The organism is Lawsonibacter faecis (assembly GCF_014287675.1).
Classification (GTDB): Bacteria; Bacillota; Clostridia; order Oscillospirales; family Oscillospiraceae; genus Pseudoflavonifractor; species Pseudoflavonifractor faecis.
The window spans coordinates 26488-52494 of the sequence record NZ_JACOPQ010000009.1 but is presented as its reverse complement, the minus strand read 5'-3'; the positions used below and the strand labels follow the sequence as shown (position 1 = coordinate 52494).

The 26007-nt window shown below is 63.2% G+C and carries 22 protein-coding genes; 10 read left to right on the top strand and 12 right to left on the bottom strand.

Annotation, left to right across the window (positions count from 1 at the left end; genetic code table 11):
• Positions 1-19 precede the first annotated feature (19 nt).
• A complete protein-coding gene (gene aspS, locus H8S62_RS11975) occupies positions 20-1339 on the bottom strand; it encodes an aspartate--tRNA(Asn) ligase (RefSeq protein ID WP_155148718.1) in 1320 nt (439 codons plus the stop codon).
• Between the two features lie 408 nt (positions 1340-1747).
• On the opposite strand from aspS, the gene H8S62_RS11970 reads away from it, so the two are divergent.
• Positions 1748-2320 (top strand): uracil-DNA glycosylase, encoded by a 573-nt coding sequence (locus H8S62_RS11970; protein ID WP_155148720.1) that lies wholly within the window; start codon positions 1748-1750, stop codon positions 2318-2320.
• 100 nt (positions 2321-2420) lie between these two features.
• Here the strand turns inward: H8S62_RS11970 and H8S62_RS11965 are convergent, their stop codons facing one another.
• The 9 genes from H8S62_RS11965 to H8S62_RS11925 all read right to left on the bottom strand — a co-directional run bounded on the left by H8S62_RS11965 (position 2421) and on the right by H8S62_RS11925 (position 12022).
• The gene (locus H8S62_RS11965; protein WP_155148722.1) at positions 2421-3047 is read right to left on the bottom strand and encodes a V-type ATP synthase subunit D; all 627 of its coding nucleotides are present in this window, start codon (positions 3045-3047) and stop codon (positions 2421-2423) included.
• A gap of 88 nt (positions 3048-3135) precedes the next feature.
• Positions 3136-4560 carry a V-type ATP synthase subunit B gene (locus tag H8S62_RS11960; protein ID WP_155148723.1) on the bottom strand — a complete coding sequence of 475 codons (1425 nt, stop codon included), beginning with the start codon at positions 4558-4560 and terminating at the stop codon, positions 3136-3138.
• Positions 4561-4719: 159 nt separating this feature from the next.
• On the bottom strand, positions 4720-6483 hold the full coding sequence (locus H8S62_RS11955; protein ID WP_186919513.1) for a V-type ATP synthase subunit A: 1764 nt from the start codon (positions 6481-6483) through the stop codon (positions 4720-4722).
• The gene (locus H8S62_RS11950; protein ID WP_155148727.1) at positions 6480-7115 is read right to left on the bottom strand and encodes a V-type ATP synthase subunit E; all 636 of its coding nucleotides are present in this window, start codon (positions 7113-7115) and stop codon (positions 6480-6482) included. The genes H8S62_RS11955 and H8S62_RS11950 overlap by 4 nt, the downstream gene beginning before the upstream one ends.
• Before the next feature lie 278 nt (positions 7116-7393).
• Positions 7394-7702, bottom strand: a complete 309-nt coding sequence (locus H8S62_RS11945; protein ID WP_155148729.1) for a V-type ATP synthase subunit F — start codon at positions 7700-7702, stop codon at positions 7394-7396.
• Positions 7703-7850: 148 nt separating this feature from the next.
• Positions 7851-8282 carry an ATP synthase subunit C gene (locus H8S62_RS11940; protein ID WP_155148741.1) on the bottom strand — a complete coding sequence of 144 codons (432 nt, stop codon included), beginning with the start codon at positions 8280-8282 and terminating at the stop codon, positions 7851-7853.
• Between the two features lie 175 nt (positions 8283-8457).
• Positions 8458-10431, bottom strand: coding sequence for a V-type ATP synthase subunit I (locus H8S62_RS11935; protein ID WP_173023469.1), 1974 nt, complete (start codon positions 10429-10431; stop codon positions 8458-8460).
• 103 nt (positions 10432-10534) lie between these two features.
• Positions 10535-11578, bottom strand: coding sequence for a V-type ATPase subunit (locus tag H8S62_RS11930; protein ID WP_243255657.1), 1044 nt, complete (start codon positions 11576-11578; stop codon positions 10535-10537).
• Positions 11579-11686: 108 nt separating this feature from the next.
• On the bottom strand, positions 11687-12022 hold the full coding sequence (locus tag H8S62_RS11925) for a hypothetical protein (protein WP_155148747.1): 336 nt from the start codon (positions 12020-12022) through the stop codon (positions 11687-11689).
• A gap of 336 nt (positions 12023-12358) precedes the next feature.
• Here H8S62_RS11925 and H8S62_RS11920 point away from each other — a divergent pair, with 336 nt between their 5' ends.
• From H8S62_RS11920 to H8S62_RS11890, 7 genes are all read left to right on the top strand, one after another.
• Entirely contained in the window at positions 12359-12838 is a 480-nt protein-coding gene (locus H8S62_RS11920) for an Lrp/AsnC family transcriptional regulator (RefSeq protein ID WP_155148749.1), read from the top strand.
• On the top strand, positions 12835-14040 hold the full coding sequence (locus H8S62_RS11915; RefSeq protein WP_155148751.1) for an aminotransferase class I/II-fold pyridoxal phosphate-dependent enzyme: 1206 nt from the start codon (positions 12835-12837) through the stop codon (positions 14038-14040). Before H8S62_RS11920 ends, H8S62_RS11915 begins: the two co-directional genes overlap by 4 nt.
• A gap of 12 nt (positions 14041-14052) precedes the next feature.
• Entirely contained in the window at positions 14053-15297 is a 1245-nt protein-coding gene (gene apgM / locus H8S62_RS11910) for a 2,3-bisphosphoglycerate-independent phosphoglycerate mutase (RefSeq protein WP_155148753.1), read from the top strand.
• A 142-nt stretch (positions 15298-15439) separates the two neighbouring features.
• On the top strand, positions 15440-16720 hold the full coding sequence (locus H8S62_RS11905; protein ID WP_155148755.1) for a DUF1015 domain-containing protein: 1281 nt from the start codon (positions 15440-15442) through the stop codon (positions 16718-16720).
• Positions 16721-16867: 147 nt separating this feature from the next.
• A complete protein-coding gene (ispE, locus tag H8S62_RS11900) occupies positions 16868-17728 on the top strand; it encodes a 4-(cytidine 5'-diphospho)-2-C-methyl-D-erythritol kinase (protein WP_173023843.1) in 861 nt (286 codons plus the stop codon).
• 105 nt (positions 17729-17833) lie between these two features.
• Positions 17834-18484: a stage II sporulation protein R gene (locus tag H8S62_RS11895; RefSeq protein WP_186919510.1), complete on the top strand. Its 651-nt coding sequence runs from the start codon at positions 17834-17836 to the stop codon at positions 18482-18484.
• Positions 18485-18603: 119 nt separating this feature from the next.
• The gene (locus H8S62_RS11890) at positions 18604-20046 is read left to right on the top strand and encodes an aldehyde dehydrogenase family protein (protein WP_155148758.1); all 1443 of its coding nucleotides are present in this window, start codon (positions 18604-18606) and stop codon (positions 20044-20046) included.
• A gap of 103 nt (positions 20047-20149) precedes the next feature.
• On the opposite strand, the gene H8S62_RS11885 is transcribed toward H8S62_RS11890, so the two are convergent.
• Together H8S62_RS11885 and H8S62_RS11880 are read right to left on the bottom strand one after the other, a co-directional pair.
• Positions 20150-21481, bottom strand: a complete 1332-nt coding sequence (locus H8S62_RS11885) for a sodium-dependent transporter (RefSeq protein ID WP_186919508.1) — start codon at positions 21479-21481, stop codon at positions 20150-20152.
• A gap of 180 nt (positions 21482-21661) precedes the next feature.
• Positions 21662-22420, bottom strand: coding sequence for a class I SAM-dependent methyltransferase (locus H8S62_RS11880; protein WP_186919507.1), 759 nt, complete (start codon positions 22418-22420; stop codon positions 21662-21664).
• 306 nt (positions 22421-22726) lie between these two features.
• On the opposite strand from H8S62_RS11880, the gene H8S62_RS11875 reads away from it, so the two are divergent.
• Together H8S62_RS11875 and H8S62_RS11870 are read left to right on the top strand one after the other, a co-directional pair.
• Entirely contained in the window at positions 22727-25204 is a 2478-nt protein-coding gene (locus H8S62_RS11875; protein ID WP_155148761.1) for an ATP-dependent helicase, read from the top strand.
• An 84-nt stretch (positions 25205-25288) separates the two neighbouring features.
• Entirely contained in the window at positions 25289-25981 is a 693-nt protein-coding gene (locus tag H8S62_RS11870; RefSeq protein ID WP_155148762.1) for an aspartate/glutamate racemase family protein, read from the top strand.
• Positions 25982-26007: the final 26 nt, after the last annotated feature.

Sequence of the window (26007 nt, the reverse complement as noted above, 5' to 3'; positions counted from 1 at the left end):
CGGTGTCCGGCCCGTCGTCTTACGGGTCGAGCCTGTTCAAGTCCCTGGGGAACAGGCAGGCGTATCTCACGTTCTCCAGGGCGCAGAGCTTCATGGTCAGCCGCTCCAGGCCCAGCCCCAGGCCTCCGTGGGGCGGCAGGCCGTATTTGTGGGCCATCAGGCAGCTCTCAAACTCCTCCGGGCGCATCCCCAGCCGCTCCATCTTCTCCACCTGGGCGGCGTAGTCGTGGATGCGCGCCCCGCCGGTGGTGACCTCGAGCCCCTTGTAGAGCAGGTCGAAGGAGAGGGTGTATCTGGGGTCCTCAGGGTCGTCCATGGCGTAAAAGGGGCGCTTTTTGCCGGGGTAGTGGGTGACGAATACAAAGTCGCTGTCCCACGCCTCTTTGGCGTACAGCCCGATGTGGTGCTCCTCCTCCGGCTCCAAATCGTAGGGGTCCCGAATCTGATAGCCGTACCGCTCCGCCGCGCGCCGTTTGGCCTCGTCGAAGCGGACGCAGGGGATTTCCTCCAGCTCCGGCAGTGCAACCCCCAGACGCCCCAGGTCGGCGGCGTATTCGGTGCGGAGCAGGCGGAAGCAGTGCTTCAGAAAGCCGGTCTCCATATCCATAATATCATAAAACGAGTCGATATACCCCATCTCCAAGTCCAGGGACGTGTACTCATTCAGATGGCGGGCGGTGCTGTGCTTCTCCGCGCGGAAGACGGGGGCCGCCTCGAAGACCCGCTCGTAGACCCCCACCATCATCTGCTTGTAGAACTGGGGGGACTGGGCCAAAAAGGCCTTGCGGCCGAAGTAGTCCAGCCGGAAGATGTTGCTGCCCCCCTCGGCCCCCGCGCGGACGATTTTCGGGGTGTGGATTTCGGTAAACCCCTGGCCGTGGAGATAGTCCCGGAAGGCCCGGATAATCCCCTCCTGAACGCGGAAAACCGACCGCGCCCGGAGATTCCGCAGCGTCAAGGGCCGGAGGGCAAGCTCGGTGTCCAGGTTCAGGCCGAGCTTCCACCTGGAGACCGGCACCGGCAGGGGGGCGGCGGGCCGGGAGAGGACCTGCGCCGCCGCCGCGGCGATTTCAAATCCGCCGGGGGCGCGCTCCTCTGCCCGGACCACGCCGGAAACGACCGCCGTACACTCCTCGCTGACGCCCTTCAAGTCCACCTCGGGGGGACAGACGCACTGGACCACGCCGTCGCGCCCACGGAGGGTCAGGAAGGTAATTCCACCCATGTCCCGCAGGGAGTGGACCGCTCCGTGGATGGAGACGGCCTGATTTACACAGGCACCCCCGATAATGTCGCTGATTTCAAGCCTCTTTTTTGCCGCGCCGGTGATTGTTGTCATGACCGTTCACATCCTTTCAGAAAATAAAAAACGCCCCGAAACTGTAATAACAGTCTCGGGGCGTAAGTAACGAATACTCCGCGGTACCACCCGAGTTGCCATGCTCCGCACATGACCTCTCGACCCCTTAACGCGGGGGAGACGGGCGGCCCTACCCCTCCTGCGGAGGCTCGGAACGCCGGCTCAAAAGTGTTGCGCAACCTCTTCTCTCCGGGGCGGGCTCTCAGTCGGTGACCCGCGTTCTCTGTCGGATGCCCAAGGGGCGGTCTTTCTCATTGCCTTTTTGATATTGGACGCATTATACGCCCCTGAGGGCAGTCCTGTCAACCGTCAATTTCAACATGATTCATCTTTTGCAATTTTCGCGGTTTTATGTTATGATATGAAAACCAATCGAGAGGTGAAAGCATGAAAAATTGGGACGAGCTCTATCAGGAATGCATGAACTGCCAAAAATGCGCCCTGGCCGACACCCGGACCCATGTGGTCTTCGGGGACGGGAACCCCAATGCCGAGGTGATGTTCATCGGGGAGGGCCCCGGTGAGAACGAGGACCTGCAGGGCCTGCCCTTTGTGGGCCGGGGCGGCAAGCTGCTGGATGATATGCTGGAGATCATCGACCTGGACCGCACCAAGGTCTACATAGCCAATATGGTCAAGTGCCGCCCGCCCCAGAACCGGGACCCGCAGAACATCGAGCAGGAGGCCTGCATCGGCTATCTGCGCAATCAGGTGGCCCTGATCCGGCCGAAAATCATCGTCTGTCTGGGCCGTATCTCCGCCATGAAGCTGATCCGCGAGGATTTTAAAATTACCAAGGAACACGGGCAGTGGGTGGAGAAGGCGGGCACCCAGATGACCGCCATGTACCACCCTGCGGCCCTCCTGCGCAACCCCGGCTGGCGGCCCGCGGCGTTTGAGGACTTGAAGTCCCTCCAGGCGAAAATCCGGGAAATCTGCACCAGGACCTACCAGACCTGAACCGGCCTTGTCAGCGCCGCGCGCTTTCCCGCACCGGGCAGCCAATAGGAAGAAGGGCTCTGCAAAACATCCGTTTTGCAGAGCCTTTTTATGCAGTTTGTTACCCGGCCTGGACCTTCTTCTTGTTTTGAAACTGCTTGATGACCTTGAGGCGGACAAACTCCTCCCGCTCCTTCTCCTCCAGCGCCTCGGTGATGAAGCGGATGGTGGAGTCGAAGCTGGGGATGACGATGTTCTGGAGGGCGTTGGCCCGCTTCTGGGTCTTCTTGATGGCGGTGGCCAGACGGTAGATGGAGGTCTCCACCTCGGCCAGCTGCCGGGTCAGGTCTTTCACCTTGTGAAACTTGAGATAGCACTCGTCCAGCTCGGAGCTGGTGTAGGCAAAGCCGTATTCCGGCTTCACGTCGCTGGCGCGGTCTGGGATATGGGGCAGCTCCACGCCCATGACGGAGCGGTACTGCAGCTCCACCGAGTCATCCAGCTCCACCGCCTCGGAGATGCGGTCCACCAGGCCCAGCTTGATGTTGGCCACCTGGAGGGAGGCGTAGGCCTCGGTAAAGACGGTGTCGATCTGATCCTGAACGGATTTGGCAGTGTCCATCAGGGACATCATTTCCCGGATCAGAATGTTCCGCTTCCGGTCCATGAGCTCATAGCCCGTCCGGGCCAGGGACCGGGAACGCTTGGTAGCCATCAGATTGCCCTTGGTTGGCAGGACAGCGGCCATGCGGCCACCTCCTTTCAAAAGAATAGAGAAGAGGGAAAACGGAGAGGCAGCCCTCACAGGGCTTTTTTCATTCTTCTCTTTTGCTTTTTTAGCTCAGCTTCCCGTCCCCGCTGACCTCGCCGCTGAGGATGGTCTTATAGGCCCCCTCCACATAGTGGGCGTCGATCATGGCGCTGCTGATGCGGTCCAGCTCGCCCTTGGGCAGGATGGAGAGGAGCTTCCAGCCCAGGTCCAGGGTCTGGTCGATGGTTCGGTTTTGCATCATGTCCTGGTTGACGAAGAGGGCCTCGAAGGCCTTGCCGAACTCCAGGTACTGTTTGTCCACGTCGCTGAGTTCATCCTCGCCGATGACGCTGGCCAGGCTCCGGGCGTCCTGTACCTTGGAGTAGGAGGCGAAGAGCTGATTGGAGAGGTCGGGGTGGTCGTCCCTGGTGAAGCCCTTTCCGATGCCGTCCTTCATCAGACGGGACAGGGAGGGCAGGATGGCGATGGGGGGATAGATACCCTTTTGATCCATGTCCCGGTCCAGCACAATCTGTCCCTCGGTGATATAGCCGGTGAGGTCGGGAATGGGGTGGGTGATGTCGTCGTTGGGCATGGTGAGGACGGGCACCTGGGTCACCGACCCGGCCTTGCCGTGGATCATGCCGGCGCGCTCGTAGAGGGACGCCAGATCGGAGTAGAGGTAGGAGGGGAAGCCCTTCCGGGAGGGAATCTCGCCCTTGGAGGAGGAGAACTCACGCACGGCCTCGCAGTAGGAGGTCATGTCGGTCATGATGACCAGAACATGGTACCCCAGGTCAAAGGCCAGATACTCCGCGGCGGTGAGGGCGCAGCGGGGGGTGAGGATGCGCTCAATGATGGGGTCGGAGGCCAGATTGACGAACATGGTCACCCGCTGGAGGGCGCCCGCCTCCTCGAAGTTGCGGCGGAAGAACTCGGCGGTGTCGTTCTTGACGCCCATGGCGGCAAAGACGATGGCGAACTCGCCGTCCTGGTCGGCCACACGGGCCTGCCGGACGATCTGGGCCGCCAGCTCGTTGTGCTTCATGCCCGAGCCGGAGAAGATGGGCAGCTTCTGCCCCCGGATTAGGGTGGAGGTGCCGTCGATGGCGGAGATGCCCGTGTAGATACAGGAGCGGGGGTACTGCCGGGAGACGGGGTTGATGGCGGAGCCGTTGATGTTCCGCCGCTCCTCGGGGTAGATTTCACCCAGCCCGTCGATGGGGCGGCCCGCGCCGTCGAAGACCCGGCCCAGCATCTCACGGGAGAGGGCGATATCCATGGGCTTGCCGGTGAAGTGGGTGCGGGCGTTCTCAAGGGAGATGCCCTTGGTGCCCTCGAAGACCTGAAGCACCACGCGGTCGCCGTCGATGAGGATGACGCGGCCATAGCGCCGCTCGCCGCTGTCGAGGGTAATCTCAGCCACCTCGTCGAAGGCCACGTCCTCCACGCCCTGGAGGGCGATGAGGGAGCCGGACAGCTCGCTCAGACCGATATATTCCATTCGCATATAAAAAATCACTCCTTGCAGGGCCTCCCCTTGTAAGGGAGGTGCCCAGGTGCGCGCACTGGGGCGGAGGGTTTGATCCCCCGGTCAGCTCCGCAGGCGGCGGAGCCGCCGCCTTGCGGGTACGGCGTACCCCATTCACAAGAGGCACGAACCTCGCGCTTACCGGTTGGCCAGCTCCACCTTGTCCAGGGCCTCGTCCACCACACGCTCGTAGTCGCTGAACTTCTCCAGCTGGTCGTTGGCAATCTCGTACTTCATTTTGGTGAGGGTGTCGAAGATGCCGGTGGCCTTGAGCTGGGAGAGGGGGATGGCCCGGCCGATGAGGTGCTTCGCCCCGTCGTAGAGCCGGAGAATGAGCTGCATCATTTTCAGCTGCTTGCCCATGGGCACGTAGGTGTCGATCTCATGGTAGGCGTTCTGCTGGAGGAAGCCCACGCGGATCAGCTTGGCGGTCTCGATGACCAGCTTCTGGTCCTCGGGCAGGATGTCCGCGCCGATAAGCTTGACGATCTCCATCAGGGAGGCCTCCTCCTGGAGGAGATTGGAGATGCGGATGCGGCAGGGCACAAAGTCCAGACCCACGTTGGCGTCGTACCAGGGCTTCAGATCGGCGGCGTACTCCGAGTAGGAGGTGAGCCAGTTGATGGAGGGGAAGTGCCGTGCGTAGGCCAGGGCGCGGTCCAGGCCCCAGAAGGTGCGCACGTACCGCTTGGTGTTCTGGGTGACCGGTTCGGAGAAGTCGCCGCCCTGGGGGGAGACCGCGCCGATGACGGTGACGCTGCCCTCTTTCCCCTCCAGCGTGCGCACATAGCCCGCGCGCTCGTAGAACTCCGCCAGGCGGGAGGCCAGGTACGCGGGGAAGCCCTCCTCGGCGGGCATCTCCTCCAGTCGGCCGGAGATCTCCCGCAGAGCCTCGGCCCAGCGGGAGGTGGAGTCGGCCATCAGGGCCACATGGTAGCCCATATCCCGGTAGTACTCTGCGATGGTCATGCCGGTGTAGACAGACGCCTCACGGGCGGCCACGGGCATATTGGAGGTGTTGGCGATGAGAATGGTGCGGTTCATCAGCGGCTGGTGGCTCTTGGGGTCGAGAAGCTCGGAGAACTCCTCCAGGGCCTGAGTCATCTCGTTGCCGCGCTCGCCGCAGCCTAAGTAGACGATGATGTCCGCGTCCGACCACTTGGCCAGCTGGTGCTGGGTCATGGTCTTGCCAGCGCCGAAGGGGCCGGGGATGGCCGCCGCGCCGCCCTTGCCGATGGGGAAGAGGGTGTCGATGATGCGCTGGCCGGTGATAAGGGGCCGGTCGATGGGCAGGCGCTCGGCCATGGGCCGGGGGGTGCGGATGCGGCATTCCTGGGAGAGCTTCAGCCCGCTCATGCGGCCGTACTCGTCGGTGACCTCCACCAGGACCTTGTTGACGTTATACGCGCCGTCGGGCATCACCCGGGTGACCTTGCCGGTCACGCCGATGGGAGCCAGACAGCGGTGGGTGATGAGGGTGGTCTCCCGGCAGGTGGCATAGAGGGTGCCGGGCTTCACCTCGTCGCCCACCTTGAGAGCAATCTCGGTGTCCCAGAGCTTCTCCTCGTCCAGCGCGGAGATGTTGATGCCCCGGGTAATAAAGGGTCCGGCCTTCTCCTCAATGACCCGCAGGGGCCGGGCGATGCCGTCGAAGATATTGCTCAGAAGCCCAGGCCCCAGCTTGACGGACATGGGCGCTCCGGTGCTCTCCACCCTCTGGCCGGGGGCCAGGCCGGCGGTGTCCTCGTAGACCTGGACGGTGGTCACGCCGCCGTTGACGCCCACAACCTCGCCGATAAGCCCCTCCTCGCCCACGTGGACCATGTCCATCATGGCGAGGCCGTGGCCGCCCACGACAGTGACGACAGGGCCGTTGACGCCCTTGATAACATATTGACTCATAACTCGTCGCCCTCCTGCCCTTCCTTCTGCACGTTGGCCAGCGAGAGGCCGAAAAGCTCGGCGAAGTGGCCGTTCAGCTCCGCAAGGGCGCTGTCGAAGGTGGAATCCACCCGGCGGCCCAGAGAGGGGGACTCGGCGACCAGCCCGCCCAGGAGGAACGTGCCCTCCCGGAATGTAAAGGTCATGCCGGGCAGCGCGGCGGCCAGGGCGTCCGCCTGGGCCATGTCGGCCCTGCGCAGATACACCCGGATGTCGTCGCCCTCCTTGAGACTCTCGACAGCCGCCAGAAAGAGATCCTTGAGTCGCAGCGGATAGGCGCCGCCGCCGGTGTAGGCGACGATCTTCTGCCGGACCAGCTCGAAGACCTCGTCGGCAATCTGGCCCCGGCGGAGGAAGAGCTCCCGCTTGGCGTCCAGCATCCGGCGGGAGACCTGTCGGCCGGCCTCGCTCTTGACGCGGGCCACCTCGGTGCGGATATAGTGATAGGTCTCGGCCAGAATCTGATCCTCGGCGGCGGAGAAGGCTTCGCTGCGCTTCTCCTTGAGGTCCGCCAGGGTGCGCTCGGTCTCGGCGGTGGCCTCGGCCAGGATGGTGGCCGTGAAGTGGTCTAATTTTTGATTCAGTTCGGACATGAGTGGACCCCCTTGACAAGGTAATAGGGAATAGGTGATAGGGAATAAGCGATGGGGTAACGGAGATGGAGCGGACTTGATGCCGGCCTGTTCCCTATTCCTTGCTGCCTATTCACTAGGGTGTAACTGAAAAGTCTGTGCATCGCGCCTTTCGGCGGGAAAAGTGCGCTGCTGCGCCGTCTTCCCTTGCAATCCATCCAGGATTCCCGCGAAAAAACGGCTTGCATGGCGCCTTTCCCGCTCGAAATCCGCACCACCCCGACTTACTCAGATACACCCTAAATCTTGACGCCGATGGCCTCGCGGATATACCGTGTGATGGAGTCGGGCGCGCGGCCCTTGCTGTGCCGGTCGGGGATCTCCACAACCAGGGGTGTGTGCCCGGTCATCTTGATGGGCTCCAGCAGGTCGGCGCACATAATAGCCAGGTTCTCCGTGACCAGAAGAACGGCGATCTCACGGTCAGCCACCGCCTTGCGGATGGCCTCCCGGACCTCCGGCTCCTCCCGGACCACGACGCCCTCAATGCCCGCCAGCCGCAGGCCCACCTGAGTGTCGGTGCTGTCGGTGATGACAAAGTATTTCATAATCAGAGATAACTCCTTTACCCCCCACGGAATGCGGAGGGGGTATCGCACTGGCATATCCGCCAGTGCGTATCCCGGGGGAACGGGGGTTCCCCCGGAAGGCGCGGCCGTAGTGCCACAATTTCCGCAGAAAATGTCCGCGCCCAGATTAGGTGAACAGCAGCAGCAGGGCGACGATCAGGCCGTACAGGGCGACGCCCTCGGCCAGGCCGACGAAGATCAGGGCCTTACCGAAGGCCTTGTCGTTCTCGCTGATGGCGCCCAGTGCCGCGGAGGCGGAGGAGGCCACGGCGATGCCGCCGCCAATGCCGGAGAGACCCACGGCCAGGGCGGCGCCGATGTACTTCAGGCCGGCGGAGAGGCCGGCTGCGGAGGCGGTGGCGGCCTCAACGGACACGTCGGCCGCCATGGCGCTGCCGCCGAAGCCCAGCACGGTGGCGATGACGAAGAGGGCGCAGAAGGAGGCGATGTTGGTCACCAGGGCGCGCTTGGCCTTTTTGCCGGTGTACTTGCGGAAACCGGCCAGGAACAGGGGAGAGAAGACCACGAGGGTGGCCAGAAACAGAACGAGAAATTTCATACGATTGACCTCCATAAAATCACTTCAGAACTTCATCGTTGGCTCCTTCTGAGGGGAGCTGCACCTACAAGGGTACGCTGTCCGCGTCGGCGGACTGAGAGACGCCGTTCGGGGAAGATGCCTTTTCGCCGGCCGGACACGGGTTCCGGAACCCTGCACGGCCCGGCAATCTATATCAGCCTGCAGTGCGGGCAGAATAGTCGATGACCTTGGGGACAAAGGCGATGCCGCCGTCGTCGTAAAACCGGCCGAACAGCTCGTAAAACTCCAGACGGAGCACCTGAATGCCCACCAGCAGGCCCTCGAAGCCCATCACGAAGATGTTGCCCAGCACCATGACGATGACGCCGCCCACGGTAACGTCTGGGTGGATACCGCCGGCCATATTGGCCAGCATCTCCACCACCAGCATCAATCCAACGTGGGTGATGGCGTAGGCGCCGATACGCATGAAGGAGAGGGTGTTGGTGAGGAAGGAGAGGCAGGTCTCGAAGAGCTCGAAGAAGCCGGTGACCAGCAGGCCGCCGATCTTAATCTCCTTCCACTCCGGGTTCCCCTCCAGCATGAGGGAGAGGGGCTCCTTGAGGAGGATGAGCGCCAGGGGCACGATCAGGACGGGGATGATATAGGCGGGGACGAAGAGGTTCACCCCCAGCAGCAGGGTGCACACGGCGGCGATGATGAGGCCGAGGTAGAACACCATGCCCGCCAGACCGTTGGGGCCGAAGAAAATTTTCTCGTAATTGTGCTGCCGCACGCCGTTGACGACGTTCATCACCATGACGAAGGCCAGCATGAGCACGCCCAGGGCAACCGACATGACCAGCAGCAGCATGACGTTGCTCACGCCGGGCACCAGGGATTCCTCTATGGGCGCCAGGGCCTTGAAGCCGAAGCCCTCCAGCTCAATGCCGAAGACGCTGCCGTAGACGCACCCGAAGACCGCGCCGCTGAGGCCGCAGCAGGTGATAATGTTGCCAAGCCACATCTTCTTCCACTTTGCCAGCACGAAGCCCGCCAGGGCGAGGCAGAGGCCCTGTCCCAGGTCCCCGAACATGATGCCGAAGAAGAGGCAGTAGGTGATGGACATAAAGATGGAGGGGTCGATCTCATTGTAGGCGGGCAGGCCGTACATCTCCAGGAAGGGCTGGAAGGCCCGGCCCAGGAAGGAGTTTTTGAGCTTGGTGGGGGGCTTCACATCGGGCATATCCCCCGCGCTGTCCACCACGCAGGAGAGGTTGGGGAAGCGGTCCAGCTTCTCATGGATGCCCTCCACCGCGTCCCGGGGCACCCAGCCCATGAGGTAAAAGGTCTCCCGGGAGTGGGCGGCAAAGCGCCGCAGGTCGTGGGAGTCGTTCATATACCGCAGGTAGGAGTAGTCGGCCATGAGCTTGTCGTGCTCACTGACCTTGATGGCCTCCAGCTGCCCCGTCACGGCCTGGGCCTCCGCCTCGGCGGCTGCGGCCTGGGCGGTCAGGTCGGACATGGCCTCGTCCGCCGAGCCGTGGGCCTGGGCGTCGATGTGGATGCGCACGAAGTGGAGGGAGTTGAAGAGGGAGTCCACCTTCTCGTGGGAGGATTTGGTGGTGAAGTAGACGCCGTAGACAATCTTCTGCTCAATGCTGGTGGGGAAGAACAGGATGTCATCCTCCTCGTTGAGGGTCTGGAGGAAGCTGTCGTAGGTGTCCCGGGGGAGGTAGCCGTAGCGGAAGCGGGTGTAATCCAGGGCCCACAGCTCCTCCAGATTGGACGTGACGCCCTTCAGATGCTCCAGCTGGGTGACGATGTTCCGGTCGTCGGAGGCGCTCTGCAGCAGCGCCTCCCGCCTGTCCGTCAGTTCGTTCACCCGGCGCTCCAGATCGTCGAAGTAGGCCGTGAGGACCGCCGGGTCCCCGCAGCCGTCGTCGAAGGAGGAGTACTCCAGGGGGATGCCCACCTCGTCCGCCACCTGCTCCGCCCGGCGGAGCAGGGCGGTATAGGGGTTGGTGAGGTCGAAGGGCCGCAGACCGCGCACGCCCTTCATGAATTGCAGGGTGTTTTCGGGGTGGAACTCCTGATTGATAACGCATTCACGCACCACGGAGTCGAACTGCCCTATCGGCCCCGCAATGGTCAGAAGTTTCATTGGGATGACTGCCAACCAGATCATCTCCTCTTTGGTCTTATTTGTATTTTGCCAAAGGCAAATCAGTGATATAACAATTGTCCGGAAAAACACCCCGACCCGCGCCGCAGGCGCGAAACCGGGGGGCCTACTCGCCAATCAGCCGTGCAAAGCTCTCGTCGTAGGGCGCGCCGTACTTCACCGACTCGATGACGTTGACCAGCATCTTGAACTCCATCTCCTTGAGGGTGAGATAGCTCATTGCGGTGTAGAGGGAGGGCTCGCCGGTGACCAGCTGCCGCTTGTTGAAGAGATAGAACTCCCTGCGGTACCAGTCCTCCACGCCGGACGCGCCCTGGGCCTGCGCGGCCGCCGCATAGGGGGTGTCCTGGAGGAGCGCCAGCACGGCGGCGCTGTCGCCGGCGTCGCACAGGGCCTTGACTTTCTCCGGCCGCAGGCGGTAGTTGAAGGGGAAGAGGGCCGAATAGTACTGGCCGTCGCCGGGGAAGTAGGTCTTCAGGCGCAGGATATGGATGACGTTGAGCAGGTCCACCTGCTCGCCGAAGGCGCGCAGCAGCACCTTTTTCGTCTCACCGGCGCAGCTCTTGTGGATCAGCCGGTACATATGGGAAAAATAAGTGGAGCGGAGCAGGGCCTCGGTGGTGGTGTAGTCGGGCAGCTCCCCGGCGGTATTGGACCGGACGTGGAGGAGCGCCTCGTGGTAGATGCTCCCAACCGTGGCGGCCAGGAGGCCGTCGTAGTCGGCGCAGGCGGCGAGGGCCTTGCGGTCCACCTTGCTCTCCAGCTGTTCATACCGGGAGGCGGGGAGGGGCTTGGCGTGGCCGGCGGCCTTGAGCCGCCGCAGGGCGGTCATGATGTCCTCCAGCTCGGCCAGCCGGACGGGGAACGCCACCAGGAGCTTGTCGCCCTTGGGGACGAAGTGGCTGAGTCCTCGGTACTCCTTCCAGAGCTGCTGGCGCAGCGCCTCCTCCAGCTCCACCCGGCCCACGTAGCCGGTGGTGTCCAAGGCGCTGACCGCCGCCGTCCAGCCGGGCTGACCCCGCAGGTACTCCAGCACGCTCTGCTCGCTGGGCATGGCCGCCATGTGCTCGAAATCGGAAAAGCGCAGGCGCTTGCCGTACATGGCGCGCACTTTGGCGCTCAGCGCGCCGTAGCGCATATAGCTGCTCATCACGGCAGCGACCACCTCTTTCATCTAGAATTAAAGGAAGGGAAAAGGCGGCATAGGCGCGGCGGCCCTGGAGACCAGTCCGCCGCTCAGCAGCCCCGGCGTTATTATTTATACTTCCGCCCTCTCCGTCTCCCCGACAATCCGGGAGAAGAGGAGCTCCACCCACTGGTCCTTGTGCTCTGCATAGGCGCGCTCCACCTCGGCCAGAGCCTGATCCCGCTTTTTGTCCCAGCGGGCCATGTCCTCCTCGGCGGCTGCGGCCTCGGTCTTCTCCACCTCGTCGATGCGGTGTTTGGCCCGGGCGAAGTAGTCCTCCCGCAGCTTGCCGACCTCCAGCTTCAGGTCGGCGTCCAGAGAATCCTGTTTCTCCTTGACCTCCCGGGCAATCTCCTGGGCGCTGTGCTCGGCAGCCACAATTTTGTTGACCAGGTCCACGTACTCCATATGGTCTCGCCTCCGCATCAATTAGCTATACATCTATTTTGGGCGTATCCCATCATAGCACTTTAGTATTCGGATTTCCACTGAAAAGTGCACAAAATTTCACAACCGGAAGAATTGTCTCTTTTCCGAATCTATGCAAAATGACCCCCGCCCTCTTTCGTATTGCATTTTTCGGTAGAAACGTCTGGGCGGTCAGGAAAAATTGGAGAAAACAAGTTGCCATTTGGGGCGGAAGTCATTATAATATTGTCCAACGCGCAGCCGTTTTGACACAGCCGCCGCCGTCTCCCATGTTATCATGGTGAATATTATGAAAGTTTAAAGGAGGAGATTTGCATGACCAAGCTGCTCCAATTATTGGAGGAGGACTGCACCCGCACGAGCGAGCAATTGGCCGCCATGGCCAATATGCCGGTGGAGGAGGTGAAGGCCGCCGTCAAGCAATATGAGGCCGAAAAGGTCATCCTGGGCTATCAGGCCATCGTGGACTGGAACACCACCGACCGGGACGCGGTCACCGCCCTCATTGAGGTCAAGGTGACTCCCCAGCGGGAGGAGGGCTTCGACCGCATCGCCGAGCGCATCTACCAGTACGACGAGGTTGAGGCCCTGTATCTCATGTCCGGCGCCTTCGATTTCACCGTCATTATCTCCGGCCGCACCCTGCGGGAAGTGGCCGGCTTCGTCAGCGACCGCCTGGCCCCGCTGGAGGGCGTCACCGGTACCGCCACCCACTTTATCCTCAAAAAATACAAAGAAAAGCACCTGATTTTTGAAAAGCAGGCGCCGGGCGAAAGGGAGTTCATTTTCGTATGAATTACGACAAGATTCTGTCCCAGCGGATTCAGGAGGTCCAGCCCTCGGGCATCCGCCGGTTTTTTGATATCTTGGAGGAGATGAAGGACGCCATCTCCCTGGGCGTGGGCGAGCCCGACTTCGTCACCCCCTGGCACATCCGGGACGCGGGCATCTACTCCCTGGAGAAGGGCCGCACCCGCTATACCTCCAACGCAGGACTGGCCGAGCTGCGCCGTGAGATCGCCTCCTACCTGGAGCGCCGCTTCAGCCTGAGGTATGATTTCGCCAGCCAGATAGTGGTCACCGTGGGCGGCAGCGAGGGCATCGACCTGGCCATCCGCTGCCTGGTGAACCCCGGCGACGAGGTCATCGTGCCCGTGCCGTCCTTCGTGTGCTACGGGCCCCTGGTCTCCATGGCGGGGGGCACCCCCGTTCTGGTGGAGACCCGCGCCGAGGACGAGTTCCGCCTCACGCCGGAGCTGCTCAAAAACGCCATCACCCCCAGAACCAAGGCGGTGGTGCTGCCCTTCCCCAACAACCCCACCGGCGCGGTCATGAGCCATGAGGATCTGGAGGCCGTCGCCCAGGTGCTCCGGGGCACCGACATCATGGTCCTCTCCGACGAGATCTACGCGGAGCTGACCTATGATATGCACCACACCTCCATCGCCAATATCCCCGATATGTATGAGCGCACCGTCCTCATCAACGGCTTCTCCAAGAGCCACGCCATGACGGGCTGGCGCATGGGCTACGTCTGCGGGCCCCAGCCCATCATCCAGCAGATTCTCAAGCTGCACCAGTTCGGCATCATGTCCGCCCCCACCATGAGCCAGTACGCCGCTGTGGAGGCCATGCGCAACGGCGACCGGGACATCGAGAAGATGCGCGACGAGTACGACGGCCGCCGCCGCTACCTGCTGGAGGGCCTGCGCCGCATCGGCCTTCAGTGCTTCGAGCCCAGGGGTGCGTTCTACCTCTTCCCGGACATCCGCTCCACCGGCCTCAGCTCCGACGAGTTCTGCGAGCGCTTCCTGATGGAGGAGAAGGTGGCGGTCATCTCCGGCTCCGCCTTCGGGCCCGGCGGCGAGGGCTTCATCCGCTGCTGCTACGCCACCAGCATGAAGGACATCGCCGAGGCCCTGACCCGGATGGATAATTTCCTGACCAACCTGAAAAAGAAGCAGGACAGAGAAAAGGAATCAAGTAATAGGGAATAGGCAGGTGTCAGTATGAAATACGTTCTCGTCATCGGCGACGGCATGGCCGACAATCCCGTTCCCGAGCTGGGGGGCAAAACGCCGCTGGAATACGCGAAGATTCCCAACCTGGACGCCCTGGCGGGCCGGGGCGAGGTAGGAGCGGTGACCAACTGCCCCAAGGGCCTGCCCCCCGGCAGCGACACCGCCATCCTCTCCATCTTCGGCAATGACCCCTGGAAGTGCTACACCGGACGCTCCCCGCTGGAGGCGGCCGCCACCGGCATCAAGCTGAATGCGGGAGACGTGTCCTATCGGTGCAATATGGTGGCCCTGGAGGACGGCGACAAGCCTTACGCAGAGAAAAAAATCCTCTCCCACTCCGGCGGATCCATAGACGGGCGGGAATCCATCTCCCTCATCGAGGCGCTCTTTTTCCACCCCGCGTTCATGGCCGCGGCCCGGGCGGCGGGCATGAGCGTGAACCCCGCGCCCTCCTTCCGGCATATCGCCGTCCAGACCGGCGCGGACATCACGGGCATCAAGCTCATCCCGCCCCACGACCACCTGGGCGAGGTCATCGGCCCCATCCTGCCCTCCGGCTGTCCCAACGCCGACGTGCTGCGCGGCCTGATGGAGCTCTCCAACCGCATATTGGACCACCACCCCATCAACGAGGAGCGCCGGTCCGAGGGCAAGCTCCCCGCCAACGGCGTGTGGTTCTGGGCGGAGGGAACCGGCGTGGAGCTGGAGTCCTTCCAGAGCAAGTACCACAAGAAGGGCGTGGTCATCTCCGCCGTGCCCCTCTGCCATGGCATCGCCCGGCTCTCCGGGCTGGACGTGGAGCTGGTGGAGGGCGCCACCGGCGAGCTGGATACCAACTACGAGGGCAAGGTGGAGCACGCCGTCCGCGCGCTGGAGCGGGGCGCGGACTTCGCCGCCATCCATGTGGAGGCCCCAGACGAGTGCACCCACAACGGCGACCTGAAGGGCAAGCTCCAGGCCATCGAGTGGCTGGACAGCCGGGTCGTGGGCCCCCTGACCGAGGCGCTGAGCAGCAGGGGCTTCGATTACCGGCTTCTGGTCCTCTCCGACCATAAGACTCTCACCGCCACCCGCGGCCACGACGGAGACCCGGTCCCCTTCCTTTTATATGACAGCAGGGTAGACGCGCAGAGCGGTTTGCCCTATAATGAGAAGAGCGGGGCGTCGGGCCGCTATCTCCCAGACGGCGCCGCAGCGTTGATGCCCATGCTCTTTGAGCAGGATAAAACGTAAGAAGTAAAAGGTAAAAAGCAAACCGGCGCGCGGTAGATGCGCGCCTGAGCCGGCCGCCTCTGTGAGCGGCGGCTGGCCGCGGCTATGCAGAACCGGGCTTTTACTTCTTCCATTTCTCTTTCACTTATCTGGAGGTGTTCCCATGTCCGCCGACTTTACCGCACTGCCCTTCTCGCCCGCCGATATTCTCCTGCCGGTCAACTGCGAATACGCCAAGTGGTCCGTGGTGGCCTGCGACCAGTATACCTCCCAGCCGGAGTACTGGCAGCGGGTGGAGGACTACGTTGGGAGCGCCCCGTCGTCCCTGCGGCTCATCCTGCCCGAGAGCTGTCTGGAGGGCCCCGATGTGGAGACCGACATCATGGACGTGAACAACACCATGACCCGGTATCTCCGCGAGGGCCGCTTTAAGGAACTGCCCCACGCCCTGGTGTACGTGGAGCGGACGCTCTCAGGCGGCAGGGTCCGCCGGGGAATCGTGGGCATGGTGGACCTGGAGCAGTACGACTATGAGCCCGGATCTTCCGCCCCCATCCGCGCCACCGAGGGCACCGTCATGTCCCGCATCCCGCCCCGCGTGGCCGTGCGGAAGAATGCCCCCATCGAGCTGCCCCACGCCATGCTTCTTGCCGACGACCGGGAGCGGACCGTGGTGGAGCCCCTGGCCGCCGCCACGGGGCATATGGACGTCCTGTACGATTTCGACCTCATGGAGGGGGGCGGCCATATCAAGGGCTGGCTCCTGGGGGAGGCCGAGCAGACCGGAGTGGCCGCCGCCCTTCACGCCCTGGCTGAAAGCTCAGCCTTCAACGCCCGGTACGGACTCGACGGCGCGGACGTCATGCTCTTCGCGGTGGGCGACGGCAACCACTCCCTGGCCACCGCCAAGGAGTGCTACGAGCGGCAGAAGCGCCTTACCGCGCCCGAGAAGTGGGACGCCCTCCCAGCCCGATACGCCCTGTGCGAGGTGGTGAACCTCCACGACGAGTCCCTTGAGTTCGAGCCCATCCACCGTGTCCTCTTCGGCGTGGATCCGGAGGCGCTTCTGAAGGAGCTGATGCTGGCCTACCCCGGCGCGCATCTGGGCCCCGGCGAGGGACACCAGATTTCTTTCCTGCACCGGGACGGTACGGGGGTGGTCACGGTGCCAAACCCCAAGGCGCAGCTTCCGGTGGGCACACTCCAGGCCTTCCTGGACGCCTACGTCATCAAGCACAAGTGCCGTATCGACTACATACACGGCGAGGACGTGACCCGGGATCTGGCCTCCCGGCCCGGCAACCTGGGCTTCCTGCTGGGGGCCATGGGCAAGGCGGAGCTGTTCCCCACCGTCCTCCACGACGGCGTGCTCCCCCGCAAGACCTTCTCCATGGGCGAGGCCAGCGACAAGCGGTTCTACCTGGAAGCCAGAAAAATCCGATAAGCGAAAAAGGAAAAATGAAAAGTGAAAAAGCCGACGTGAGCGGGCCTATCATTCCCGGGCGCGGGGCGCCCCGGCAATCCGCCCTTTCACGTCCATGCTTTTTCACTTTTTATTTTTTACGTTTCACTCCGCCCGGAGGTGTATATCGTGCCCACCATCGAAGTGAAAGCCTATGCAAAACTGAATCTCACCCTGGACGTTCTGGGCAGGCGGGAGGACGGGTACCACGAGCTGCGCATGGTGATGCAGTCGGTGGCCCTGTCGGACACCCTGCGGGTGACCACGCATACCGGGGGCGGGCTGGCCGTCTCGACGGACAAGTCCTTTCTGCCCTGCGACGAGCGGAATCTGGCGGCGGCCGCCGCCCTCCGCTTTCAGGAGGCCGCGGGCGTGGACCTGGGGGGCGCCGCCATCGGGATTGAAAAGCGGATTCCCGTCTGTGCGGGTATGGCGGGAGGCAGCAGCGACGCCGCCGCAGTCCTCCGCGCCCTGGACGAGCTGGCGCAGACCAATCTGACCGCCGCCGCCCTGGCGAAGATCGGCGAGGCTGTGGGCTCCGACGTGCCCTACTGCGTCCACGGCGGCACGGCCCTGGCCGAGGGCAGGGGGGAGCTTATCACCCCGCTCCCGCCCCTGCCGTCCTGCCATATCGTGCTGTGCAAGCCCTACTTCTCCAGTTCCACCCCGGAGCTCTTCCGCCAGCTGGACAGCGTGAGGCTCCGCCGCCGTCCCGATACCGCCGGTATCATCTCCGCGCTGGAGGCGGGGGACCTGGAGGGGGTGGCCCGGCGGCTCTACAACGTGTTTGAGGATGTATTTCCCTCCCGCCGCGCCGTCGAGATCACGGGGATTAAAAACACCCTCATCCAGCACGGGGCCCTGGGCGCCTGCATGAGCGGCACCGGCCCCACCGTTTTCGGCCTCTTCCCGGAGGGCGACTGCGCCCGCCGGGCCTACGAGGACCTGGGCCAGACCTACCGCGAGACCTTCCTGACCAAAAGCATCTGAACCGGCATGGGGCGGGGAGCTGCCCCGCCGGTTTTTTTATTTCTGCGTATATTTTCCCGCCGGCCTGTCAACAATGTAGCCATTACATAGTTGAAGGTGAATTTTATGACGCATACCGACAGGAACCGTCCTCAAAACAAGCTGAAGCGCTGGGAGCTGGCACTCCTCCTGGGCGTGGCCCTTGCAGCGCTCCTGGGCGTGTGGCTCGGCGGCCAGCAGACCGCCCTGGCGGACAAGGTCATCCGCCTGCACGTCATCGCCAATTCCGACTCGGAGGCGGATCAGGCCCTGAAGCTCCTGGTCCGGGACCGGATTCTGGCCGAGGCGGGGGACCTCTTCGCCCAGGGCCTGAGCCGGGAGGAGGCCGAGGCCGCCATCATCGCCCGGCTCCCCGAGCTGGCCGCCGCCGGGGCAGACGTGGTGGGGGAGGAGGGGTATGCCTACGGCGTCACCGCCTCCCTGGAGCAGAAGGTCTGGTTTCCCACCAAGACCTACACCGACTTCGCCCTCCCCGCGGGCGACTACACCGCACTGCGGGTGGTCATCGGCGACGGCGCGGGGCAGAACTGGTGGTGCGTGGTGTTCCCGCCCCTCTGCCTGGGCTCCGTCACCGAGACCGTGGCTGAGACCGCCGCCGCCGGGGGCTTTGACGAGGATGAAATCTCCCTGATTACCGGCGAAAACGAGGGCTACGTGGTCAAATTCAAGGCCATGGAGCTGTGGGACCAGTTTCAGGACTGGCTGAAGCAGCTTTGATAAAAAAGCGTCTGAACATCTGTTCGGGCGCTTTTTCGCGCCCATTTTCCCCTTGCGGAGGCAGAAAGGCAGGCGTATACTGATTAAAACACCGTATCTAACTGCAAAAGGAGAAATATATGAGGGAATACAAGCTGTATATCGGCGGTGCGTGGCAGGACAACACGGACGGCGAAGTGATGGACGATTTCAACCCCGCCACCGGGGAGCTGATGGCCCGGGTACATATGGCGGGAGCGGCGGACGCGGAGAAGGCCCTCGCCGCCGCCCATGCGGCCCGTGCCGTCTGGGGGAGCGCCCAGCCCGACGTGCGGGAGCGGCTTCTGCTCCGCGCTGCGGATGTGATGGAGGCGCGGGCGGAGGAACTGACGGAGCTGATGATCGCGGAGAGCGGATCGGCCCGGTACAAGGCCCGGGGCGAGGTCCTGGGCAGCGCCGGAGTCCTGCGGGTGGCGGCGGGCGAGTGCCGCCGGGTTCACGGCGAGGTGCTCCAGCCCACCGCGGCCGGACAGGTGTCCATGGCGGTCCGCGCACCCCTGGGCGTGGTGCTGGGCATTACCCCCTTCAACTACCCGCTGATTCTCGCCGTCAAAAAGCTGGCCTACGCCATCGGCGCGGGGGACCCCTTCATCCTCAAGCCCTCGCCCCTCACCCCGGCCATCGGCCTGGCCATCGCCGAGGTCTTCGAGGCGGCGGGCCTCCCCGCCGGTGTGCTCAATGTGGTCCCCGGACGGAGCGAGGTCATCGGCGATCTGCTGGTGGACGATCCCCGGGTGAAGATGGTCACGTTCACCGGCTCCAGCGCGGTGGGACGCTCCATTGCCGTCCGGGCGGCACGGGATCTGAAGAAGGTGGCCATGGAGCTGGGAGGCAAAAATCCCATGATCGTCTTGGCGGACTACGGGGCAGAAAAGGCCGCCGATATCGCCGCATACGGGGCCTTCTGCCACCAGGGCCAGGTGTGCATGGCCACCTCCCGCATCATCGTGGAGGAGCCGGTTTACGAGACATTCTGCGCCGCGCTGGTCCGCCGGGCCGAGGGCCTCAAGGTGGGGGACCCCCGGGAGGAGGACACCATTATCGGGCCGCTGATTCAGCCCAATAAGTGGGAATTTATCGACGGCCAGATCGCCGACGCGGTGGGAAAGGGGGCCGGGCTCCTCACCGGCGGCAGGCACGAGGGGCCGTGGTACTGGCCCACGGTCCTGTCCGGCGTAACGCCGGAGATGCGGATCTTCCACGAGGAGACCTTCGGCCCCGTGACCTCCGTGGTCCGGGCCCGGGACGCGGAGCACGCCCTGGCGCTCTGCAACGACAATGAGTACGGCCTCTCCGCCGCTCTGCTGACCCACGATCTGGAGAAGGCCTGGTCCCTCTCCCTGCGCATGGAGGCTGGGATGGTCCACGTCAACGACACCACCTTCCTCAGCGGCACCACCGCTCCCTCCGGAGGCGTGAAGTTCAGCGGCTTCGGCCGGGAGGGCGGCAGATACTCCATGGAGGACTTCACCGAGCTCAAGTGGCTGACCATGCAGGTGGAGGACAAGAAAATGCCCTTCTGAGGGGTGCAGAGCAAAATGCGGCGCGCCCTTCGGCCCCTCCCATGGAGGGCCGAACAACGAAAACCGGCGGACAGCCCAGGGCTGTCCGCCGGTTTTCGTTTATTTATCCTATCCCGCCGTAGGCGATGCCGAGAATCACCACAATCGCCGAGATGGGCACGTAGATATATTTGGAGAGGAAGTCGAAGGCTCTGCCGATGGGCTTGTCCCGGCCCAGCATCAGCTCCTTCCTGATGGGGTCCAGACCCAGCACCCAGTAGATGAACACAGCCGCCAGGACCGCGCCGAAGGGGGCGACATAGATGGTGATGAGGTCCATCCAGCTCCCCATGCCCGCCAGGGACTCCAGGAAGACCGACACGCCGAAGACCACCGCGCCCACGATGAGGATAGAGGTCCAGCGGGGAAGGCGCGCGTTCTTCTCCAGGGCTGCGGAGCAGGCCTCCAGCATGTTCATCAAAGAGGTAATGCCCGCGAAGAACACGGACACGAAGAAGAGAATGGCGAAAATCCGCCCGCCGGGCATCTGCTGAAAGACCTGGGGCAGGGTGACGAACATGAGGGAGGGCCCGCGGTCCAGGGAGATGCCAAAGGCGAAGACCGCCGGGATGATGGCGAAGGAGGCCAGCAGGGCGGCCAGGGAATCCAGCAGGGCGGTGATGACCGAGTGGTGGATGATGTCCTCGCTCTTCTTCATGTAGCTGCCGTAAATCAGCATTCCCGCACCGTTGATGGACAGGGAGAAGAAGGCCTGTCCCATGGCGTAGACCCATGTCATGGGCTCCAGAAGCTTGGAGAAGTCGGGCAGAAGGAGGAACTTATACCCCTCCGACGCGCCGGGCAGAAAGGCCACCCGCACGGCGATGATGAGGAAGAGAATGAAGAACGCGGGCATCATGAACTTGCTGATCTTTTCAATTCCGGCTGAGATGCCGAAGACCAGGATGACCACCGTCAGACCGATGGCGATGAGGTGCCAGGGGATGGAGCCAAAGGAAACAGCCAGGCCGTCGAAGAAGCTCTGGGCGTTCCCCGCCAGAATCGAGCCGGAAATTGCCCCCGCCGTGTACCGCAGGCCCCAGCCCACCACCACCGAGTATCCGATGGCAATGCCCAGCACGCCCAGGAGGGGCATGACGCCGATGAGCTTCCCGCCGCGCTTTCCGCGGGACTTGAGGGCGTAGTCGAAGGAGCCCATGGTGCCTGTCCCTGTGAGGCGGCCCAGGGCGAACTCGCCTGAGAGGCCGCAGTAGCTGAACAGGGCCACAAAGATGAAGTAGGGAATGAGGAACGCCCCGCCGCCGCACTGGGTCATGCGGTAGGGGAAGAGCCAGATGTTGCCCATGCCCACGGCGGATCCGACGGCGGCCAGGATAAAGCCGATGGAGCTGTTGAATTTACCGCTGCGGGCCGGGCAGGAGTGGTCTTGCGCCATTGCAGATACCTCCGAAGACGTTGGATTTGAAAAAAGACGGGAACGCCGCTCGCCTATTTAAAGTGTAAAAGTCAGCTTGAGTAGTATACATGGTTTTCGGTGAAAAGGCAAGGAAAAGCGCGGACGACGCAGCTCTGCCAGGCTTGCCCTGCGGAGATTTTTAGAAAACCTGGATGCGAGTTACCTTTGTGCCTCGATAAGGTAGCGGTGGATCGTGCCGTCCACTGAGCCGCGGGTCTCCAGAAGCCGCTGCGCGTACAGCAGACGGTCCAGACATGCGTCCACGGAAAAGCCGGGAAACTCCCAGGGGATGACCCGGGCAAACCAGACCAGCGCGCCCACATCGAAGAAGCTGATGGGGCGGAAGGCCTCCTCACCGCGGAGGATGGTGAAGCCCTGGGCGGCAAAGCATGCGCGCTGTTCAGCGAGATTCATGCCGGGGAAGGGCTTCGCCGTTCCGGGCAGCAGCAGCTCCACCAGTTCACGGTCGTTGTCCTCACCCACCTGCTGGGTCAAAAAGAGCCCGCCGGGCTTCAGTATGCGGTACAGCTCTGAAATACAGTAGCGCCCATGCCGGTTGAGGACGATGTCAAAGGATGCGTCGGCAAAGGGAAGCGGTCCGGCGGCGTCCGTCTCCCGGAAATCAATACCAAGGGGCGTCAGAACCGTCCGGCAAAGGGCAGCATTGGGCGGATACGCCTCAGTCGCGCTGGTCAGGGCATAGGGGTGGCGGAGCTCCAGCAAAAATTCGCCGCCGCCCGTATCCAAGTCAAGCAGCCGGTCGGTCGGCCTCAGGCGGGAGCGGGCGAGCGAGCCATAGTCCCAGGGCAAGTCGGTCTCCTCCGTAAAGCGGCCGGCAAGATGGGAGAAATCCCAGCCATGGATATGGGCGGTTTTTTCCTCGGAGCGCCAGAGGTCCTGTAATTTAAAAGCGTTCATTTTAACTACTCCCTTCAAAATTCGGTCCTTTTGAACGGTGCAGTTAACCGGCAGCAGCTATCGGACGTCATCCCAGTGCAATCTGCCGCTACTGCACCGGGCAATTACCTCGTATCAGTCTCATGGCAGAGCTCACCGCCTCCTATACAGGATGCTCTATTCTACCACGGGGCCGGGCGTGTTTCAATGAGACCAGTGAGACCTGGAGGAGGGGGTGGAACAACGGGCAGATGAGTGGTTGACCTATTCACGGGAATGAGATACAATAAAAAGTACTGCGAATAGAGAAAAGGACATGGTGAACTCATGCTGGAACACGAACTGGAACTGAGATTCTGCAAGGCCCGGCGCGCCGCCATTGAGCTGGACTATCAAAACCTGAACCCGGAGCAGCGCAGGGCCGTCCTGGCCACCGAGGGTCCGCTGCTGCTGCTGGCGGGCGCTGGAAGCGGCAAGACCACGGTGCTGATCCACCGCATCGCCAACCTGATGAAGTACGGCCGCGGCTCCGACGCGGACGACGTGCCCGAGTGGGTCACCGAGGACGATCTCGCCTTTCTTGAGGACTACATAAAAGACCCCGCGCCCGAAAAGAAGGAGCGTCAGGAGCGGCTTTGCAAGCTGGACAGCGCGGTGCCCTGGTCCATCATCGCCATCACCTTCACCAACAAGGCCGCCGGGGAGCTGAAGGAGCGGCTGGAGCGGATGCTGGGTCCTGAGGCGAACGACATCTGGGCCAGCACCTTCCACTCCGCCTGCGTGCGTATCCTCCGGCGGGATATCGACCGCCTGGGGTACAACAAATCCTTCACCATCTACGACAGCGCCGACTCCGAGCGGGTGGTGAAAGACATTATCAAGGACTTTAACCTGGACGACAAGGCGTTTCCCGCCAAGAGCATCCTGGGGTACATTTCCCGGGCAAAGGACGCCATGAAGTCGGGGGCCGACTATGTGCAGGAGTGCGACAAGGCCGGAGACTTCCGCCTGCAGAAAATCGCCAAGGTTTACGCCGAGTACGAGCGTCGTCTCCGGGAGGCCAGTGCCCTGGACTTTGACGATATCATCCTCCTCACCGTGCGCCTTCTCCAGGGCTTCGAGGACGTGCGGGAGTACTACCAGCGCAAGTTCCGCTACGTCCTCATCGACGAGTATCAGGACACCAACAACCTCCAGTACCTCCTGGCCTCCACCCTGGCCGGGCGGTATGAGAACATCTGCGTGGTGGGGGACGACGACCAGTCCATCTACCGGTTCCGGGGCGCCACCATTGAGAATATCCTCTCCTTCGAGCAGCAGTACAAGGGCTCCCGGGTCATCCGCCTGGAGCAGAACTACCGCTCCACCAGGAATATTCTGGAGGCGTCCAACGCCGTTATCAAGAACAACCAGGGCCGCAAGGGCAAGGAGCTGTGGACCCGGCACGACGAGGGCGACAAGGTGAACTGCTACACGGCCATGAACGAGCACGACGAGGCCCAGTTCGTCTCCGCCCAAATTCTCTCCGGCTACTCCGCCGGCCGCAAGTGGAAGGACCACGCCATCCTCTACCGGATGAACGCCCAGTCCAACCAGATCGAAACCGCCTTCAAGCGCAACGGCATCCCCTACCGCATCATCGGGGGCATCCGCTTCTTCGACCGGGCCGAGGTCAAGGATATGCTGGCCTACCTCTGCGTGGTCAACAACCCCGGAGACGACCTGCGCCTGCAGCGCATCATCAACAATCCCCCCCGGGGCATCGGCGCCACCACCATTGAGCGGGCTCAGAACATCGCCGCCCAGGAGGGCCGCTCCCTCTGGGAGGTGGTGCGCCGCGCCCGGGCTTACCCCGAGCTCCAGAAGTCCGCCGCCAAGCTGGCCGCCTTTACCGACATGGTGGAGGAGCTGCGCAGACTCTCCGGAGAGCTGGAGCTCCCGGCCTTCTATGAGGAGCTGGTCCAGCGCACCGGCTATGCCGTCATGCTGGAGCAGAAAAACACCGTGGAGGACCGCACCCGCCTGGAAAACGTACAGGAGCTGCTTACCTCCATCAACGGCTACCTGGAAAACGCCGAGGAGCCCAGCCTCTCCGGCTTCCTGGATGAGATCGCCCTCTATACGGACCTTGACAACCACGACCCCAACGAGGACTGCGTGGTGATGATGACCATGCACTCCGCCAAGGGCCTGGAGTTCCCCGTGGTATTCGTGGTGGGCGTGGAGGAGGGCATCTTCCCCGGCATCCGCGCCATCGGCGAGATGGAGGAGATGGAGGAGGAGCGCCGTCTCTGCTACGTGGCCATGACCCGCGCCAAGGAGAAGCTCTATATGACCTGCGCGGCCCAGCGGATGCTCTTCGGCCGCACCAGCGCCAACCGGCCCTCCCGCTTCGTGGGAGAGATTCCCGAGACGTTTGTGGAGAAGTCGGGCAGGAATTTCCTCTCAGAGAACGACGGCGAGGGCCAGCGGGTCCTGCCCACCGCCGCCGAGCGGCGGAAGGCCGCCGCGATTTTCCAGGGGGACCGGGGCTACTCCGTTGGCAGCAGCACCACCCACGGCTATGCCGCCGGGGCCAAGCCCACCGCCAGCCGCCCCACCGGCGGACCGGGCAAGGTGGGAGGGGCCCTGCCCTCTTTCCAGAAGGGGGACATGGTGACCCACAAGGCCTTCGGCCGCGGCATGGTGACTGCCCTCACCCCCATGGGGGGCGACGCCCTTGTGGAGATCGCCTTCGATAATGTGGGCACCAAGCGGCTGATGCTCAAGTCGGCGGCGGCCCATATGGAGAAGTGCGGAGGATAGGCGCTCGGGAGGCGCGTACCCCGGCGCTCCGGCCATATATCCGAAGCGCAGCATGACACGGATAATGTTTGAGGAGAGAACGCCATGAAAACCATCGGCCTGCTCGGCGGTATGAGCTGGGAGAGCACCGTCACCTACTATCAGATCATCAATACCGTGGTGAGGGAGCGGCTGGGGGGCCTCCACTCGGCCAAGTGCGTCCTCTACAGCGTGGATTTCGACGAGATTGAGGCCTGTCAGTCCAGCGGGGACTGGGCGAGGAGCGCCGAAATTTTGTCGGCCGCCGCCCGGGCGCTGGAGCGGGCGGGCGCCGACTTTATCGTCCTCTGCACCAACACCATGCACAAGGTGGCGCCCGAGATCTCCGCCCGCTGCGGCGTGCCCGTCCTGCACATCGCCGAGGTCACCGCCCGGGCGCTGAAAGCCCGGGGCGTGGAGACCGCGGCCCTGCTGGGCACCCGGTACACCATGGAGCAGGACTTTTATCAAAAAGTGCTGACCGATGCCGGCGTCCGGGTGCTGATTCCCGGAGAGGCGGACCGGGTCCTGGTAAACGACGTGATTTTCCGCGAGCTCTGCCTGGGCGTCGTCTCGCCCGCGTCCAGGGCGAAGTTTCTGCGCATCATTGATTCCCTGGGCGCCGCCGGCGCCCAGGGCGTCATTCTGGGCTGTACCGAGATCGGCCTTCTGGTCGGCCAGGAGAATACCACGGTTCCGCTCTTCGACACCACCCTGCTCCACGCCCGTCAGGCGGCGCTGGACGCCATTTCTCAATAAAAAAGCGGACCGCCCGGCGGGCGGTC